Below are 16,841 nucleotides of genomic sequence, written 5' to 3'. Positions count from 1 at the left end.
CCCACACTGGGGGCGGTGCCTGAGTCTCCAGGAGCGTGATCTTCCGGCTTTGCGGATGCGCTCACCCCCCGGCGGGAACGGACTGCGGCGAACCTGCCGCGCTCCTCCCCGTTTCGCACGCCACCCCCCGAGGCAGCGATCACCATGGAGGTCGCCCGTGCAGACCCGGACCCTCACGAGTGCGGCCCCCGCCGCCGCGGACGACACCCCCGACCTCCCGTCCGCGCACCCGGACACGGTGCCACTGCCCGGGGAGGCCGTGCCGCAGCCCATTGAGGCCGTACCACTGCTCGGCGAGGGGGAGCCGGCGGCCGGTGAGGCGGTGTCGGCAGAGGCGGCGGTCGACGAGTCCCCCGCGGCCGTGCGCCGGCCGCGCGCCGACAGCGGCGCGCCGTCGGCCGACCTCTTCCGGCAGTACCTGCGGGAGATCGGCCGCATCGAACTGCTCAGCGCCGCCGAGGAGGTCGAGCTGGCCCGCCGGGTGGAGGCCGGCCTGTTCGCGGAGGAGAAGCTGGCCCGGGCCACCGACCTCGACGACGACCTCGCCCACGACCTCGACCGGCTCGTGGTGCGCGGCCGGATGGCCAAGCGCCGCCTCATCGAGGCGAACCTGCGCCTGGTGGTGTCCGTGGCCAAGCGCTACGTCGGGCGGGGCCTGACCATGCTCGACCTGGTCCAGGAGGGCAACCTCGGGCTGATCCGGGCGGTCGAGAAGTTCGACTACACCCGCGGCTACAAGTTCTCCACCTACGCCACCTGGTGGATCCGCCAGGCCATGTCCCGCGCCCTCGCCGACCAGGCGCGCACCATCCGGGTGCCGGTGCACGTCGTCGAGCTGATCAACCGGGTGATCCGGGTGCAGCGCCGGCTGCTCCAGGAGCGCGGCTACGAGCCGACGCCGCAGGAGGTGGGCGCCCACCTGGGGCTGCCGCCGGAGCGGGTCCGCGAGGTGCTGCGCCTGGCCCAGGACCCCATCTCGCTGCACGCGCCGGTCGGCGAGGAGGACGACGTGCACCTCGCCGACCTGATCGAGGACGGCGACCTGCCCTCACCCGTGGAGTCGGCCGCGTTCCTGCTGCTGCGCGAGCACCTGGACGCGGTGCTGTCGACGCTGGGCGAGCGTGAGCGCAAGGTCGTCCAGTTGCGCTACGGGCTGGCCGACGGCCGCCCGCGCACCCTGGAGGAGATCGGCCGGATCTTCGGCGTCACCCGGGAGCGCATCCGGCAGATCGAGTCCAAGACGCTCGGCAAGCTGCGCGACCACACCTACGCCGACCAGCTGCGCGGCTACCTGGACTGACCCGGCCCGCCCGCACCCACCACGGTTCCGGGCGGGCGCGGGCGCGGGCTGGTGCGGGTGCGGGCCAGGGGCTCGGTCCGGGGTCAGCGGCCGAAGGCGCCGGGGTGGACCTGGTCCCGTACGGCGATGTACTGCTGGCGCACCGCGTGGCCGAGGGGACCGTCCTCGCCGGGGTCGAACCGGCTGCCGGCCGCCGCCGGCCAGCGGGGCGGCTCGTGCGGCGAGAGCGTGCCGCGGGATACTCCCAGCGCCCACGCGGCCTGCCGGGCGGCGCCGAGGGTGGTGTAGTCGGCCGGCTGCGGCACGACCACTCCGGCGCCGAAGAGGCTCGGCGCCATCTGCTGCACGGCGGGCAGTTCCGCCGCCGCACCGAGCAGGAAGACCCGCCGCACCTGCACTCCGCGTTCGCGCACCACGTCCAGGGCGTCGGCCAGCCCGCACAGCATGCCCTCGAACGCGGCCCGGGCCAGGTGCTCGGGCTTCATCGACTCCCGGCGAAGGCCCGCCAGGGTGCCGGCGGTATGCGGCAGGTCGGGTGTGCGTTCACCTTCGAGGTACGGCAGCAGCACCAGCCCGTAGGAACCGGGGCTGGAGTCGGCGGCCAGCTCCGACAGCCCCGCCAGGTCGGTGCCGAGCAGTTCCGCGGTGCCGCGGAGCACCCGCACCGCGTTGAGCGTGCGCACCACCGGCATGTGCATGCCGGTGGCGTCCGCGTAGGACGAGATGGTGCCGGAGGGGTCCACCAGCGCCTCGTGGTGCACGACGGAGACCGAGCCGGAGGCCCCGAGGGAGACCACCGCGTCGCCGGGGCTGATGCCCAGCCCGAAGGCGGCGGCCATGGTCTCGCCGGTGCCGGCGGAGATCAGCAGGCCCTCGGGCGTGTGCCCGGCTGCTTCGGCCGGGCCGATCACCTCGGGCAGCGCGACCTGGTGGCCCAGTGCGAGTTCCACCAGGTCGGGCCGCCAACTGCCGGTGGCAGCCGACCAGTAGCCGGTGCCGGAGGCGTCGCCCCGGTCGGTGACCCGGCGCGCGGGCCGGCCGAGCAGTTGCCAGGTGAGCCAGTCGTGGGGCTGGAGCACGGCGGCCACCCGGGCGGCGGCGTCGGGTTCCTGCCGGGCCAGCCACCGCAGCTTCGCGACCGGTTGGCCCGCCTGCGGCACGCACCCCACCGCCTGGGCCCACGCCTCCTTGCTGCCGAGCCCGTCCACCAGGTCGGCGGCGGCGGTCTGCGCCCGCGGGTCGTTGCCTACAAGCGCGGGCCGCACGGCGTTGCCGCCGCGGTCCAGCGCCACCACTCCCTGCTGCTGGGCGGAGACTCCGATCGCCTGGACCCCTTCGAGCAGACCGCCCGAGGCGGCCTCGCCCAGCGACATCAGCCACGCCTGCGGGTCGATCTCGGTGCGCCGGGCCGTGCCATCCGGGGCGGCGTGCGGGTGCGCGGCATGGCCCTGCCGGACCACGGCCCCCGTGTCGGCGTCGCAGATGACGATACGTGTGAAATCAGACGAGCTGTCCAGACCGGCGACTATCCCCATGGGGGAGATGATGCCCCACCCCGGGCCGATCCTCGAACGGTGAGGTGCCTCGGCTCTTGCCGACCTGACCGGCCGGTAACCCGGACATGGCAGGTCCCCCCTTCCGGTCGTGGAGTGCCCGGAAGGGGGGACGGCCAGCGGGGCGCCGCGCGGACGGAGGTGAATCCGCGGGCCGCACCGCCGGCAGGGACCGGGCCGCCGCCACGTCAGCCGGCGGCCCGATGCGCGAGCCAGGAGGCCCGAGCCAGGGGGAGGATCAGCCGCCGCGGACCGCGCTGGCGCCGTTCTCCGAGAGCAGCGAGATGTCCGACAGGATGTGCGACAGCGGGTCGTCACCGTCGATCTGGGTGGAGTTCTCGGAGCAGTTCTGCGCGTTGGAGCTGGTGGCGATGTCCTGGACGGTGACCGGCACGACACCGACGAGGCTGCCCACGTTGAGCTTGTCACCCAGGACCACGGCGCACAGCTTGTTGGCCGTGCCGTTGACCAGGCTCATGTTCGGGCTCATGTAGCCACCGGTGGTGGTGTTGCCGTACTTCTGGACGGCCTCGTTGCCGTTGGTCGTGGTGTGGCCGTGGTCACCGACCGCCATGGCGGGGGTGGCGGCGGCAGCGCCGACACCGACGACGGAGACGGCGACAGCGGCGGTGGCGAGGGTCTTCTTGATCACGGGAGGTCCTTCTTCCGAATGGTTGATTCCCCGCCGCCGGTGGGGATGCAGGGGGTCGGCCGGCGGAGTGACAGCTGAATCGTGGTGCTGCGCGGTGCTGCTGCGAGCTGCCGTGCACTGCTCGGTACTGCTTCGGCGCTGTGCCGCTCTGCGCTTCGCCGCCGTGGGCCGGGCGGCACGCGGCGGCACAGGCCGCGGCGCCGTCCGGACGGCCCGGGGGAGGGCCGGGGCGCCCGGGCGACTGCCGCTCCGGGCACGGCCCTGGTCCGGACGTGCCGGGGAGCAGCCGGGTGGGCCACCCGTCGGGCAGCGGAACCGGTGGGACCGCCGAGGCGGCCCAGCGGCAAGTGCGTGGGAGAAAGGAGAAAGGCAGCCCGGGCCGCCGAACGAGGTTCGGCGGCCCGGGCTCCAGCGGCGTTGATCAGCCGCCGCGAACCGCGCCCGAACCGTTCTCGGAGAGCAGCGAGATCTCCGACAGAACGTGCGACAGCGGGTCGTCGCCGTCGATCTGGCTGGAGTTCTCGGTGCAGTTCTGCGCGTTGGAGCTGGTGAGGATGTCCTGAACGGTGATCGGCACCAGGCCCACGAGGCTGCCCACGTTGGCCTTGTCGCCCAGAACGACAACACACGGCTTGTTCAGCGAGCCGTTGACCAGGCTCATGTTCGGGCTCATGTAGCCGCCCGTGGTCGTGTTGCCGTACTTCTGCATCGCGCCGTTGCCGTTGGTCGTGGTGTGACCGTGGTCACCAACCGCCATGGCGGGGGTGGCTGCCATACCGGCCACGCCGACAACAGAAGCCGCCACAGCAGCCGTGGCGAGGGTCTTCTTGATCACGAGTGTTCCTTCCGAATCCTGGAGTGCCCCGCTGCCGGAGCAAACTGGTCAACTCGCTGGATTCGCAATAGTTCTGGTCCTTCACCCGCACGGCCCAGTATGTGTACTTATCCGTCCGGCGCGCGCCCCGGCGCACGGCGGACCGAATCGTTTCCCCAGATCAGCTGTGCGGATCGGACCGGTCGCGGGCCCCTCGCGGGGGGCGCTCGCCGTCCCGCCGCCGGCCGCCGGAGCCGCCGGCACCGCCGGAGCCGCAACGCCCGGCTCGGCCGGGCGTTGCGGACCGACACACAGCGGGCGCGGGGCACCGAAGCGGACGCCCGCGCTCTCCTTGTGGGCTGCGGGGGCCGTGGCTAAGCTCACCCCGACTCAGGACCGGCACAGTTCCACCGCACCTTGCACCATCGATTCAGATGATCTTCACGAGGCGTTCGTGAACGGGGTGATGGCACGTGGCACGTGGCCAGCGCGCGGCGACCACCGCGCGGCAGACGCACAGGCCGGGTGAGCGGGCGGGTTGATGACCGCCGTCCCGGCAGGGGGAACCTCGCAGCGGCCCGGGGCCGCCGCACCGCACGACTTCCGGCTGTTCTGGTGGGCCGGCACCACCGACGCGCTGGGCACCCAGGTGTCAGGGCTGGCGTTGCCGCTGCTCCTGCTCGCGACGGGCACCTCCCCCGCCGTGGTCGGGGTGGTCGCCGGAGCGTCCGCGGCCTGCGGTCTGCTGCTGGCACCGTTCGCCGCGGTGCTGGCCGACCGGGGCGCGCGGCGCACGGTGATGCTCGGCTCCGCCCTCGTCTCGGCCGGCGCCATGGCCTCGATCGCGGTGGCGGCGGCCGGCAGCGAACCGGCGCTGTGGCACCTGTTCGCGGCGGTGGCCGTGGAGCGGACCTCCACCTCCTGCCACGAGGCCGCCGCACGTGGCACCCTCGCCGTCGTCGTGCCGCCGGACGGGTACCCGCGCGCCGTCTCACGATTACAGGCGGGCGAGCAGGCGGCGCTCGTCGCCGGCCCGCTGCTGGGCGGGGTGCTGTTCCAACTCGCCCGCTGGCTGCCGTTCCTGGCCGACGCCGCGTCCTACCTGGTCGCCGCCGGATGTGTCCGGGCGATGCGCGGCAACCTCGACCCGGCCGCGGACGCCGCCGTGCCGCCGGACAGGACGGACGGCGGGCGGGCCGGGGCCCGCGGGGCGTGGGCCGGGTTCGGCGCCGAGCTGGCCGCAGGCCTGGCCTTCGTGCGCAGGACGCCCTTCCTGCGGTTCGTACTGCTGTGGACCACGGCCGTCAGCGGTCTGCTCGGCGCGCTCTGCTACGGCACGATCTTCGCGCTGCACGGCAGCGGAACGGCCGCCGCACCGGTGGGCGCGGTACTCGCCGCCGGCGGCGCCGCCGGGCTGGTGGGCGCGCTGCTCGCGCCGCGCGCGAGCCGGCTGCTGCCCGCCTCCCGGCTGCTGCCGACGGTGTCCTGGCTACTGGTGCCGCCGGCCCTGGGGCTGGTCGTGAGCGACCGGGTGTGGGTGTACGGCCTGCTTTTCGCCGCCCTGTCGCTGCTGCTTCCGGTCACCGTCGTCGTGCTCCAGTCGCGGGCGATCCGGGTGACACCGGTTCCGTTGCAGTCGCGTACCGGCACCGCGCTGGCGACGACGGCGGGCGCCGCGGCGGCGCTCGCCCCGGTCGCCGCCGGGACGCTGGCGGCGTTCGCCGGCGCCACCGCCACCGCGCTGGGCTGCGCGGTGCTGCTCGCGGCACTGGCCGTGCACACGACGGCGCGTGCCGCGCGCGGCACGCTGGCGGAGGGCACACCGTGACCGGGCCCGGCGGACGCCCCGCCGGCCCTGCCCCGGAGCCGGGCTACCGGATGTACCGGGCGGCGCTGCCCGAGGTGTGCGCCCGCGACCCGCGGCTGATGGTCCTCGCCGGTGACGCGGGCGGCCGGTGCGAGGTGTTCACCTGGAACGCGGCCTCGGGGCGGAGCCGGCAGGTCACCGACCGGCCGCGCGGCACGGTGCACGGCAGCATCGACGCCGACGGCTGGGTGTGGTGGTTCGACGAGCACCCGCCGGACGACGACGGTGGCGGCGGCGTCCACGACGACGGCAGCACATGCGGCGGCCCGGCACGGGTGGACGGGCACGGGCGCTGGCGGGTGCAGGAGTTCGCCGGCGGCCCGCACTCCCCCGGCCTGTGCGGGGTGCCGCTGGGCACTCCGCTGGGGCTGGCGACCAGCGCGGGGGGACGGACCGCGGTCGGTGTCGGAGGCGCCGCCGGGTTCTCGGTGTGGCTGGGGCGGCGCGGTGAGGCGGCGCGCCCGGTGTACCGCAGCCGCCGTCCCGGCCGCCTCGCCGGCCTCTCGCCCTGCGGCGGCCTGCTGGCGGTGGCGGGCGCCGCCGGCTCGGTGCGGGCGGTGACCGTGCTGACCTCGGCCGGCCAGCACGTCACCGAGCTGTCGGGACGCGACGGCCGGTTGTGGGCGCTGGGGTTCTCTCCGTCGTCCCCGCAGGCGGAACTGCTGCTGATCGCCGAGCACCAGGGCGGCTACCGGCTGGCGTGCTGGAGCCGCGGCAACGGACTGCGGCTGCAGCCCTGGTGGTTCCGCACCGAGATCTCCGCCCGCTGGTACCCGGACGCGCGGGCCGCACTGGTCCGCCAGGACCGGGCGGGCCGCAGCTCCCTGTGGACGGCCGACCTGGACACGGGCACGTTGCGCCCGGTACGCACTCCGCGCGGCACCCTGCTGGACGCCGCGCCCCGGCCGGGCGGCGACGTGCACTACCTGTGGACCGACGCCGTCACCGCGCCCCGCCTGTGCTCCACCGCCGGCACCCCGCTGCCGGGCCTCGCCGAGCTGCCCGAGCGGGTACCCGGCCACCACGAAGACCTGTGGACGCCCGGGCCGCAGGGCCCTGTGCACACCCTGCTGAGCCGTCCCGACCACGCCCCGGGGGACGTCGCGCCGCTGGTCCTCCTGCTGCACGGCGGCCCGGCCGACCACGACCGCGACGCCTACGACCCGATGGTGCACTCCCTGGTCGCCTCCGGATTCGCGGTGGCCAGGGCCAACTACCGCGGCTCCACCGGCTACGGGCCGCGCTGGCGGGCCGCGTCGGCGGACGGCGTCGGCCTCACCCAGGTCGCCGACCTCGTCGCGGTACGGGCCGACCTGGTCCGCCGCGGTCTCGCCCGGCCGGACGCCGTCGGGCTGTGGGGCACCTCCTGGGGCGGCTACCTGGCGCTCCTGGCGCTCGGCACGCAGCCGGGGCTGTGGCGGGCGGGAGTGGCGGTGAAACCCGTCGCGGACTCCGTGGAGGCCTACCGCACCGGCACCCCCGCGCTGCGGGCGCTGGACGAGCAGCTGCACGGCGGCACCCCGGACGAGGTGCCCGGCCGGTACGCCCGCAGCTCGCCGCTGACCTACGCGGCGGCGGTGCGCGCGCCGGTGCTGGTGGTGGCCGGTGCCCGCGACACCAAGTGCCCGCCCGGACAGGTCCGCCGCTACCTCGCCGCGCTGCGCACGGCCTCCGTGCCGCACGAGGAGCTGTGGCTGGACTCCGGGCACGACGGCTACCACGCCGAGGACCACGTGACCGCCCTGCGGCGGGCCGTGACGTTCCTGCACCGGCACCTGCGGGACCCTCCGCAGGCCCACCCGACCGCCCGCCCCGACCGGGGCGGGACCCCCAGGGCCGACCGTTCCACGGCCCTGCCCGGCCGCCGGGACGACCAGCCATGACACCGAGGGAGGAGGTGGCGACATGCAGAAGGACATCATCCACAACGACCCGCTCGAGGGTGACGAGGAGAACCGCAAGCCGAGCATCGGCATCACTGTGACCATTCCGTTCCGCAACGCGGAGGAAGTGGAGGAGGACTGACCGAGCGCCCCGGCCCGGCCGCGCGCGCGGCCGGGCCGGCCCCCCGGCGCGACGGCCGCCCGACCGCCACGCCCCACCCGACACTGCCCCGGAGGAGCTGCCATGCGAGTGCTGCTGGTCAACATGCCCTGGTCACCGATCGACCTGCCCTCGCTCGCGCTGGGCATCCTCAAGCGCAGCGTCAACGAGCGCACGCCCGGCGCGGAGGCCGAGGTGGTGCACGCCAACCTGCACTTCACCGACTGGATCACCCGGCGGACGGAGTTCGGCAAGGACGACTACGAGTACTACGCGCTCTCCTCCTACTTCATGGGCTGCGGCGACTGGGTGTTCTCCTCCGCGCTGTACGACGACCCCGAGTGGCGGACAGAGGAGTTCACCGCCTCGATGCGCGGCCGGCTGAACCGGGCCCGGATGCGGATGACTCACGAACTGCACACCATCGCACCGGAGTTCGTACGGGAGACCGCGGAGGCGGTGGTCGCCGCCGCGCCGGACGTGGTCGGCTTCACCTCGACGTTCCAGCAGAACACCGCCGCACTCGCCGCCGCCCGCCAGATCAAACGGCTCGCTCCGCACGTCGTCACCGTGATGGGCGGCGCCAACTGCGACGCCGAGCAGGGCGCGGCCGCCCACCGCAACTTCCCCTTCGTCGACTTCGTGGTCCGCGGCGAGGGTGAGGCCGCGTTCCCGCGCACGCTGGCGGTGATCGGCGGCGACGCGGACCCGGCTACCGTGCCCGGACTGTGCTGGCGGGACGAGGGCGGCACACCGGTCGCCAACCCGATGAGCAGCACGCCGCTGCCGCCCGCCGCGATCCTGCCGCCCGACTACGGCGGCTACTTCGAGCGACTGGCCGAGTCCGCCGCCCGGCACTGGGTCGAGCCGAAGCTCGTCGTGGAGGGCGCCCGCGGGTGCTGGTGGGGCGAGAAGCACCACTGCACGTTCTGCGGGCTCAACGGCTCGTTCATGCAGTACCGCAGCAAGAGCCCGGACACGTTCTACCGGGAGATCATGGAACTCGCCGAGCGGCACCGGGTGCTCGACATGTACCTGGTCGACAACATCCTCGACATGGGCTACCTCAACACGGTGCTGCCGAGGATCGTCGAGAGCGGCCATGACCTGCGCATGCACATCGAGATCAAGGCGAACATGCGACGCAGCCAGCTCCAGACCCTCGCCGACGCGGGTCTGATCTACGTCCAGCCCGGCATCGAGAGCCTGAACAGCCGGGTCCTGGACCTGATGGACAAGGGCGTCAGCGGCTGCCAGAACGTGCGCATGCTGCGGGACGGCGCGGAGACGGGGCTCGCCGTCTCCTGGAACTACCTGCACGGCTTCCCCGGTGAACGGGACGAGGACTACGAACCCGTCATCGCCCAACTGCCCGCGCTGGAACACCTCAACCCGCCGGTGGACCTGTCCGCCCGCATCGCCATCGAGCGGTTCAGCCCGTACTTCGAGCAGCCCGCCCTGGGCTTCACCGGCCTGCGCCCGGAGGAGCACTACCGCTTCACCTACGACCTGCCGGAGAGCGAACTGTACGACCTGGCGTACGTCTTCGAGGCGCCGGAGCGCGGCATCCGCGGCAGCACCGTGGACCAGCTCAACGAGGGGCTGCGCGCGTGGAAGAAGCACTACCCCACCAGCCGGCTCACCCACGCCGACCTCGGCGACCGGATCGTGCTGGTCAGCCGGCGCCGCGCGTTCGACTGGCGGGCCATGGAACTGACCGACCCCGTGGAGCTGGCCGCGTTCCGCCTGCTCGACCAGCCGCACACCCCCGAGGCGCTGCTGCGCAAGCTGCGCAGCCGCCTGGACGAGCCCGGCGGCGGACCGGACGGCGGCGGGCGGCAGGTCGGCGGGCGGCAGGTCGGTGAGCTGCTGGAGAGCTGGGTCTCGCTCGGGCTGGTCTTCACCGACGCCGGGCAGTACGTGCACGTCGCGCCGGCGGCGGTCAACGAGGACCTGCTGCGCCTGGACTTCATGCGGCGCACCCGGACCGAGGCCGAGCAGCCCGCGCCGCGGCCGCCGTCCGCCGGCCAGGCGCCCCCGGCCGCCGTCCCCGCCTGAGCGGGGCCGGGGCGCCCCCGGCCCGTCCCCGCACCCTGCGCCCGCCCCCGGAACGGACCCCGAACAGGAGGACTGATGAGCAGCATCACCGCGCCCGGCCCGGTCAGTGGCCCACGGGTCACCGCATGGCGGGACTACGACCCGGACGCCTGCGCCCTCCCCGGCATGTGCCTGGGCGAGACGTATGCCGGCTCACCGGCCGCCGGCGCCGCGCAGCAGCTGTGGCAGCGCGGCGTGCGCCGGGTGCGCCTGCACGAGGAGGTGCGGCTCGGCGCACCCGCCGACGCCGAGGACGCCGCGCGGACCGTGCAGGCCCTGTGCCTGGTCCGCGACCTGACGGCGCAGGCCGTGCTCGTCGAGTGGCGGCTCGACCTGGGCGGGGACGAGCAGGCGTGGCAGGTGCTCAACCACCTGCAGCCCCCGCTGCGCCTGACCGGCACGTCCGCGCCCGAGGAGGCGCTGCGGACCTGGCGGGAGGGCCACTACCTGTGCAAGTGCCTGTGGCGGCAGGGACCGGGCTTCCTCCAGATCCGCGACCGGCGCTGGGGCGAGCTGCGCCGCTTCACCTCCGACGAACCGGAGTACCGCGAGGCCGTCCGGTTGCTGTCCTACGGCGCTCCCGCGTCAGCGGTCCCGCCGGGGGCGCTGGCGGACTTCCGTGCCGAGCAGCTGGTGGGGCAGGTCGGTGAGCTGGTGTGGTGGCTGCCGTACCGCGTCCGGCGCTGGATCCAGGAGGCGATGGCCATCTGAACCGGGCGCCCGCTCGGCGGCGGCCTGGTCCGGGTGGCGGCACGGCTCAGGACACGGCACGGAGGCGAGCGTCGGGGCACGGTCCCGAACGGCGTCCCGAACGGGACGTTCGGCCCTGCCCTCGGCGGGCTGCCGGAGGGAAGCTGGAAGCGGCCCCTTCGTTCCCGGGCCACCCGCTGCCGAGGGGAGGCTGACATGCCCGTACCGCTGACGGAAGCCGCGGTGACGGCACTCGCCGAGGACGCGGCGGCAGCGCCGTCGATGCACAACACCCAGCCGTGGCGGTTCCGCCACAGCAGTGCCGACGCCGTGTTCGCCGTGTACGCCGACCTGTCCCGGGCGCTGCCGCAGGAGGACGCGGACACCCGCGGACTGCACCTGGCCTGCGGGGCCGCGCTGCTGAACCTCCGGGTGGGCGCCGCCCACCGCGGGCTGCCCGCCCACACGAGCCTGCTGCCCGACCCGCACGACGAGACACTGCTGGCCACGGTCGACCTGGGCTCCGGCGGCAAGGCGGGCTCCGACGGCGAGGGACACGACCGCGAGGGGCACGCCGGCGGCGAGGGCGGCTCCGGCGTGGAAGCGGACTCCGGCGGCGAGGTGGACGAGCCGCTGGCCCAGCTGTATCCGGCCGTGCACACCCGGCACACCAGCCGCTACCCGTTCCTGGAGGAGGAGCTGCCGGACACCTGCCGCACCGCGCTGGTGGCCGCGGCCGAGCAGGAGGGCGCCACCCTGGAGTTCCCCGGTGCCTGGCACCTGGACTGGGTGATGGAGGTCGCCCGCCGGGCGGAGGTCCGCAACGCCGACAGCCGGGAGCGCCGGGAGGAGATGTCCCACTGGACCAGGTTGGGAGCCGCCACGGCCGACGTGGCGACCGACGGGGTGCCGGAGTACGCCTTCGGCCCGCACCAGCGCTCCGGACAGGCACCGGTCCGCGACTTCGCCGGACGCCGCCCGGTGGCCGACCGCGGCACGGCGGACTTCGAGCCGACCCCGCACCTGGCGCTGCTGAGCACGCCCACGGACCGTCCCGCCGACTGGCTGCGAGCAGGCCAGGCGATGCAGCGGGTACTGCTGGTGGCCACCCAGGAGGGACTGGTCGGGTCGTTCGTCACCCAGGCACTGGAGTGGACCGACCTGCGCTGGCCGCTGCGCGACCCGATGACCGGCGCCGGCCCGGTGCAGATGGTGCTGCGACTCGGCTACGGCCCCCAGGGCCCCCGCACTCCCCGCCGCCCGGTGCGCGAGGTCCTCGACATCGAGCCGTGAGCGGCCACGACGCCGGTCCGGGCCGGGCGGCTGCCGCCACGCGTCGCGTACGCTCGGCCGATGGCAACGTACTTCGACGTGCACCCCGAGAACCCCCAGCCCCGCACCATCTCCAAGGTGGCCGACGACCTGCGGGCCGGCGCGCTCGTCGCGTATCCGACGGACTCCTGCTTCGCCCTTGGCTGCCAGTTGGGCAACCGCGACGGGCTCGCCCGGATCCGGTCGATCCGCAACCTCGACGACCGGCACCACTTCACCCTGGTGTGCCAGGACTTCGCCCAGCTCGGGCAGTTCGTGCACCTCGACAACAACGTCTTCCGCCTGATCAAGGCGGCGACCCCGGGCCGCTACACCTTCATCCTTCCCGCGACGAAGGAGGTCCCGCGTCAGCTGCTGCACCCGAAGAAGAAGACGGTCGGCGTCCGCATCCCCGACCACGCCGTGGTGCAGGCACTGCTCGCGGAACTGGGTGAACCGCTCCTGTCCAGCACCCTGCTGCTGCCCGGCGAGGACGAACCGCTGACGCAGGGCTGGGAGATCAAGGAGCGCCTCGACCACGTCGTGGACGCGGTGCTCGACTCGGGCGACTGCGGCACCGAGCCGACCTCCGTCATCGACTTCTCCAGCGGCGAGGCGGAGATCGTCCGCCGCGGCGCGGGCGACACCTCGCGCTTCGAGTAGCGAGCGCGGCGGGGCGGGGCGGTCAGCGCCGGGCGAACTGGAGCCCGGTCTGCTGCGCGGCGTCCGGCCGCAACGCGATCCCGTCGACCACCAACCGCTCGCCGTGGATGTCGGTGATCCTTATCGGGCCACCGCACCCGCTGCCGTCGGCGGAGAGGAAGTAGTTGTACTCGGTTCGGGTCAGCTGCCGCCAACCACTGCCGGCGCTCACCTCCAGCCGGGCCAGCGGATTGCGGTGGCCGATCGCCTGGAGGGCGCACCAGTGGCTGCTGGACCCGGTCTTGTAGCGGATCGATATCGTGTCGGACGTGCCGGGGCTCACCAGGCTCCACGTGACCGCGATCCGGCCGGTCGAGGGAGCCGCCAGCTTCGCGAACGCCTGCTCGCTGAGGTCGAGTTGCCCGGGAGCGCAGGGCAGCGGACACTCGTTGGTGATCAGGACCGTGACGGAGGCGCCGTTGGCCGCGCGCACGAGCACGTGTGCCCCGCACGCCTTGGACGTCTCGTAGTCGGTGGTGTTCATCGCCGCGATCATCATGTCGTCGCTGGAGCCGTACAGGCAGGCACCGTCGCCGTCGCCGGCCTGGTAGACGGTGGCGACCCCCCGGTACGTGGACCCGGGCTGGATCCGTCCCGCCAGGGACACCGCGGCGGAGGTCTCCCGAGGGGTGCCGGTGGCCGATGCCCGCGCTGTCGGCTTCGTCGCGGAGGGCTCCGGGGTGGTCGCGCCGGCCGTGGGTGTCGGAGAGGCGGCGGACGGGGACGTGGTGGGCTGCTCCTGCTCCGGCGGTGTCGGCGGGAGTGTCTCCTGGGAGCCGGCAGCGGGCGTGACGGGCCTGGCATCGGCCTTGGGGTCGGGTTGCAGCGCCATGACCAGGAAGACAAGAAGACCTGCGGTTGCCAGCGCCGCCGTGGTGCCCGTCATCAGCACACGTCTGCGCCTGCGGCGCCGCGCGGCCTGCCGTGTTTCGTGCATGTGTCCGTCCGTTCGGAGAGGTGAGCGGATGTGTCCTGCCCGGGGGCTGTCCCGCAGCCCCCGGCGGGACAGCCCCTAGTCGCCGCACGGGCCGAAAAGGTTGCCGCGGATCACCGGCGGCCTGTCCAGGACGTCCGGCGCCGTCGTGCGCGGGGAGCCCCCGGCGGCCGTCGGGGGCTCCCCGCGCACGACGGCGCCGGTCCCCCGCGGATGCGGGAGCCGGCGCCGTCGTGGCCGGTGCTACGGGTTGACGCAGCTGATCGATCCGACCGGCAGGTGGTTCCCGGTCGAGGTGGCGGTGAAGCCGAACGTCACAGTGCCGTCCGGCGGAATGGTGCGGTTGTGGTCGACGTTCCTGACCGTGACCGTGCCGTCGGAGCCGGTACTGAGGGTGCCGTTCCAGACCTGGTTGATCGCGGTGCCGGCGCCCGGTTGCCAGCGCACGGCCCAGCCGTCACGGGCGGTGGTGTGGTGGTTCATCACCTCCACGGAACCCTGGAAGCCGCCACTCCAGGAGTTGGTCACCTTGTAGAGGGCCATACACCCGGTGTGGGGGTCGGTCGGCGTGGGGTCCGGGGTCGGAGGCGGAGTGGGAGCCGAGTCGCGGATGCCGGACACCTCGCCGTTGCCGCCGTCGAAGACGATGTCGGAGCAGGAGAAGAAGTTCTCCTGACTGTCCGACCGCACCCACTGGATGAACATCACCGCGTCACCGGAGCGCCCCGAGGGCAGCTGGAGGTCCCAGAAGTAGTGGCCGGACTCGCTGCCCACCGAGCCGGACTGCGGCGGGTCGGTGACGGTCTGGACGAGCTCCAGGTCATCCCACCCCAGCGCCTTCGTGGGTGAGTAGCCGGGCTTGGACATGTACACCCTGAAGTCACCGGGGTGCGCGGCCCAGTTGCTGTGTTTGATCCTGATCGTCGCCCCGGAGGTGAGGTGCGTACGGGGCCAGTCGGCGCGGGCGGCGTTGTAGCCCGTGAAGTTGTACGGCGAGCGGTCACCGGCGCTGCACAGCTTGCCGTCCGGGACGTAACCCTGGCCGCGTCCGCCCGCGTTGGAGTCGAGGACGGCGAACCAGTTGTACAGCGCGTTCGCGCCGCTCTCCGCGAGCGCCGCCCTGCACGCCGGGTTCGTCGGGTCGAGCGCGCCCGTGCTGGTCCTGGCGTCCAGATAGCAGAGGTAGGTCCGCGATCCGGGCATCATCGTCACACCGTGCGCCTGCGCGCTGTTCTGGTTGACCAGGGCCAGGCCGATCCCGCTGAGCAGGGTGGCCAGCACCGCTAACAGGGACAGTAGTCGTCTCTTGCTTCGAGCCATGGGGGTCTCCTGTGTCGGGGGTCGTGTCGTTCTCTCGTCAGTCGTCGGGCCGGTCAGGCCGGCGGGGTGGGACGACGCCCTTGGCGGCGCCGGCCACCGCGGGGTCAGGCGACGGAGCAGGCGGTGCCGTTCAGGGTGAAGCCGGCCGGCGTGACGAAGGTGCCGCTGTAGGTGGCCTGGAACCCGAAGGTCTGTGAGCCCCCGGCCGGGATCCGCGCGTTGTGCGACACGGGGTCGGCCGTCGTGGCACCCGAGGACGCGGACAGGGTCGCGTTCCAGGCGTTGGTGACCCGCTGCCCGGACGGCAGGGTGAAGCCGAGCTTCCAGTTGTCCACGGCGCTCGATCCGGTGTTCTTCACCGTCACGCTGGCGGTGAAGCCCCCCTGCCAGACGTTGGTGCCGTACGCCACCTGGCAGTCGGCCGCAGGGTCACCCGGATCACCCGGGCCTCCCGGGCCACCGCCGGTGCTCACCTCGGAGGAGAAGGAGTGCACCGTCAGTCCGGCACCGCCCTGCCACGGTTCGAAGCCGGCCTGGACGCTCGTCAGGTACCAGTCGCTCCGGGCCAGGCCCCGGGCGACGGCCTGGTCGACGAAGTCCATGACGTCGAAGCTCCAGCTCGCGATGGCCGACGGGGCGACGAAGGAGATGACGTCGTTGGAGCCGTTGCTGCCGGTCCACACCTCCCAGGTGCGTCCGCCGACGGTTGCGGTGCCGACCGGCGAACCGATCGGCTGGACCGGGCCGACCCGGTTGAACCAGATCATGATCTCGGTCCGGTTGACGCCGTCGGTGCGGGGCGTCGGGTCCAGCCAGATGTCGTACGCGGCGTTGTACACACCGCCCGGAACGTAACCGTAGGAGATGCTGCTGGGCGCACCGGAGATGTCGCTGATGCGCGCGGGCAGCTTGGTGCCGGGCGAACAGTTGGTGTAGTGACAGCCGTTGAAGACCGACGGGTACGACTTGGGAGCACCGTCGGTGGGCGCCGAGCCGTCGGCCTGGGTGACCCGGAAGCCGGTGTCGGTGGCGGTGACGCACTGGGGGGCGCTGCTGCCCCAGCGGTTGTTCTGGACGACGTAGCGGCCCTGGATCACGGCTGATCCGAAGGGTTCGCAGATCGTGGTGTCCGCCCGGGCGGGCGCGGCGGCGACGAGGAGCGCAGCCACGGTGGCCAGGGCGGTGATCAGCGCACCTGACAGGGCGCGGACGGTGCGGAGGCGGTGCGGCAACGATCGCATGAGGGGCCTCTCTCCGAGGGGACCGGAACCGACAGGGGTGCTGCACTGGTTGTGGCAGCGCTCCATCCCTCCCCCGCAGATGGGAGCGCTCCCACTCATCGGTTTCGATCGGGAATGTAGGAGTCATCGACGCCCTCGACAACCCTGTGAACGTAGTTTCCTCAACGGGATTCCGAAGGCGCAGTTCAGCGGGCCGGCTGACTATGCCCTGGGCAACGGGCTCACCGGACACGGACGTTGGAGGCGCACCCGGGGACCAGGAGGGGTGGCGTCACCACCTATCGGAAGTGCTCCAGAACTTTCGCCACCACAGAAGG

General features: G+C 73.4%; 13 protein-coding genes. 7 read left to right on the top strand and 6 right to left on the bottom strand.

What is annotated here, in order from left to right; translation table 11 throughout:
• Positions 1-55 precede the first annotated feature (55 nt).
• Entirely contained in the window at positions 56-1,300 is a 1,245-nt protein-coding gene (locus QNO07_RS10950) for an RNA polymerase sigma factor (RefSeq protein WP_502961813.1), read from the top strand.
• An 83-nt stretch (positions 1,301-1,383) separates the two neighbouring features.
• Here the strand turns inward: QNO07_RS10950 and QNO07_RS10945 are convergent, their stop codons facing one another.
• The 3 genes from QNO07_RS10945 to QNO07_RS10935 all read right to left on the bottom strand — a co-directional run bounded on the left by QNO07_RS10945 (position 1,384) and on the right by QNO07_RS10935 (position 4,340).
• Complete coding sequence (locus QNO07_RS10945; protein WP_283991578.1) at positions 1,384-2,835, bottom strand: FGGY family carbohydrate kinase; 1,452 nt, start codon at positions 2,833-2,835, stop codon at positions 1,384-1,386.
• Positions 2,836-3,091: 256 nt separating this feature from the next.
• Positions 3,092-3,505: a rodlin gene (locus tag QNO07_RS10940; RefSeq protein WP_283991577.1), complete on the bottom strand. Its 414-nt coding sequence runs from the start codon at positions 3,503-3,505 to the stop codon at positions 3,092-3,094.
• A 421-nt stretch (positions 3,506-3,926) separates the two neighbouring features.
• Complete coding sequence (locus QNO07_RS10935; RefSeq protein ID WP_283991576.1) at positions 3,927-4,340, bottom strand: rodlin; 414 nt, start codon at positions 4,338-4,340, stop codon at positions 3,927-3,929.
• Positions 4,341-4,860: 520 nt separating this feature from the next.
• Here QNO07_RS10935 and QNO07_RS10930 point away from each other — a divergent pair.
• From QNO07_RS10930 to QNO07_RS10905, 6 genes are all read left to right on the top strand, one after another.
• Positions 4,861-6,147, top strand: coding sequence for an MFS transporter (locus QNO07_RS10930; RefSeq protein WP_283991575.1), 1,287 nt, complete (start codon positions 4,861-4,863; stop codon positions 6,145-6,147).
• Positions 6,144-8,069 carry an alpha/beta fold hydrolase gene (locus tag QNO07_RS10925; RefSeq protein WP_349636827.1) on the top strand — a complete coding sequence of 642 codons (1,926 nt, stop codon included), beginning with the start codon at positions 6,144-6,146 and terminating at the stop codon, positions 8,067-8,069. The genes QNO07_RS10930 and QNO07_RS10925 overlap by 4 nt, the downstream gene beginning before the upstream one ends.
• Before the next feature lie 244 nt (positions 8,070-8,313).
• Positions 8,314-10,287: a RiPP maturation radical SAM C-methyltransferase gene (locus tag QNO07_RS10920; RefSeq protein WP_283991574.1), complete on the top strand. Its 1,974-nt coding sequence runs from the start codon at positions 8,314-8,316 to the stop codon at positions 10,285-10,287.
• A gap of 75 nt (positions 10,288-10,362) precedes the next feature.
• The gene (locus QNO07_RS10915; RefSeq protein ID WP_283991573.1) at positions 10,363-11,037 is read left to right on the top strand and encodes a DUF5825 family protein; all 675 of its coding nucleotides are present in this window, start codon (positions 10,363-10,365) and stop codon (positions 11,035-11,037) included.
• 195 nt (positions 11,038-11,232) lie between these two features.
• Positions 11,233-12,309, top strand: coding sequence for an Acg family FMN-binding oxidoreductase (locus tag QNO07_RS10910; RefSeq protein WP_283991572.1), 1,077 nt, complete (start codon positions 11,233-11,235; stop codon positions 12,307-12,309).
• 60 nt (positions 12,310-12,369) lie between these two features.
• Positions 12,370-12,990 (top strand): L-threonylcarbamoyladenylate synthase, encoded by a 621-nt coding sequence (locus tag QNO07_RS10905; protein ID WP_283991571.1) that lies wholly within the window; start codon positions 12,370-12,372, stop codon positions 12,988-12,990.
• Positions 12,991-13,012: 22 nt separating this feature from the next.
• Here the strand turns inward: QNO07_RS10905 and QNO07_RS10900 are convergent, their stop codons facing one another.
• The 3 genes from QNO07_RS10900 to QNO07_RS10890 all read right to left on the bottom strand — a co-directional run bounded on the left by QNO07_RS10900 (position 13,013) and on the right by QNO07_RS10890 (position 16,524).
• Entirely contained in the window at positions 13,013-13,966 is a 954-nt protein-coding gene (locus tag QNO07_RS10900; protein WP_283991570.1) for an expansin EXLX1 family cellulose-binding protein, read from the bottom strand.
• A 240-nt stretch (positions 13,967-14,206) separates the two neighbouring features.
• Positions 14,207-15,283: a lytic polysaccharide monooxygenase auxiliary activity family 9 protein gene (locus QNO07_RS10895; protein WP_283991569.1), complete on the bottom strand. Its 1,077-nt coding sequence runs from the start codon at positions 15,281-15,283 to the stop codon at positions 14,207-14,209.
• A 104-nt stretch (positions 15,284-15,387) separates the two neighbouring features.
• Complete coding sequence (locus QNO07_RS10890; protein ID WP_283991568.1) at positions 15,388-16,524, bottom strand: glycoside hydrolase family 12 protein; 1,137 nt, start codon at positions 16,522-16,524, stop codon at positions 15,388-15,390.
• Between the last annotated feature and the right edge of the window lie 317 nt (positions 16,525-16,841).

Origin of the sequence: Streptomyces sp. 549, from assembly GCF_030124175.1 — a bacterium.
Taxonomy (GTDB): domain Bacteria; phylum Actinomycetota; class Actinomycetes; order Streptomycetales; family Streptomycetaceae; genus Streptomyces.
Note: the sequence above shows the minus strand (reverse complement) of the source record. Positions and strands in the feature narration are given on the sequence as shown.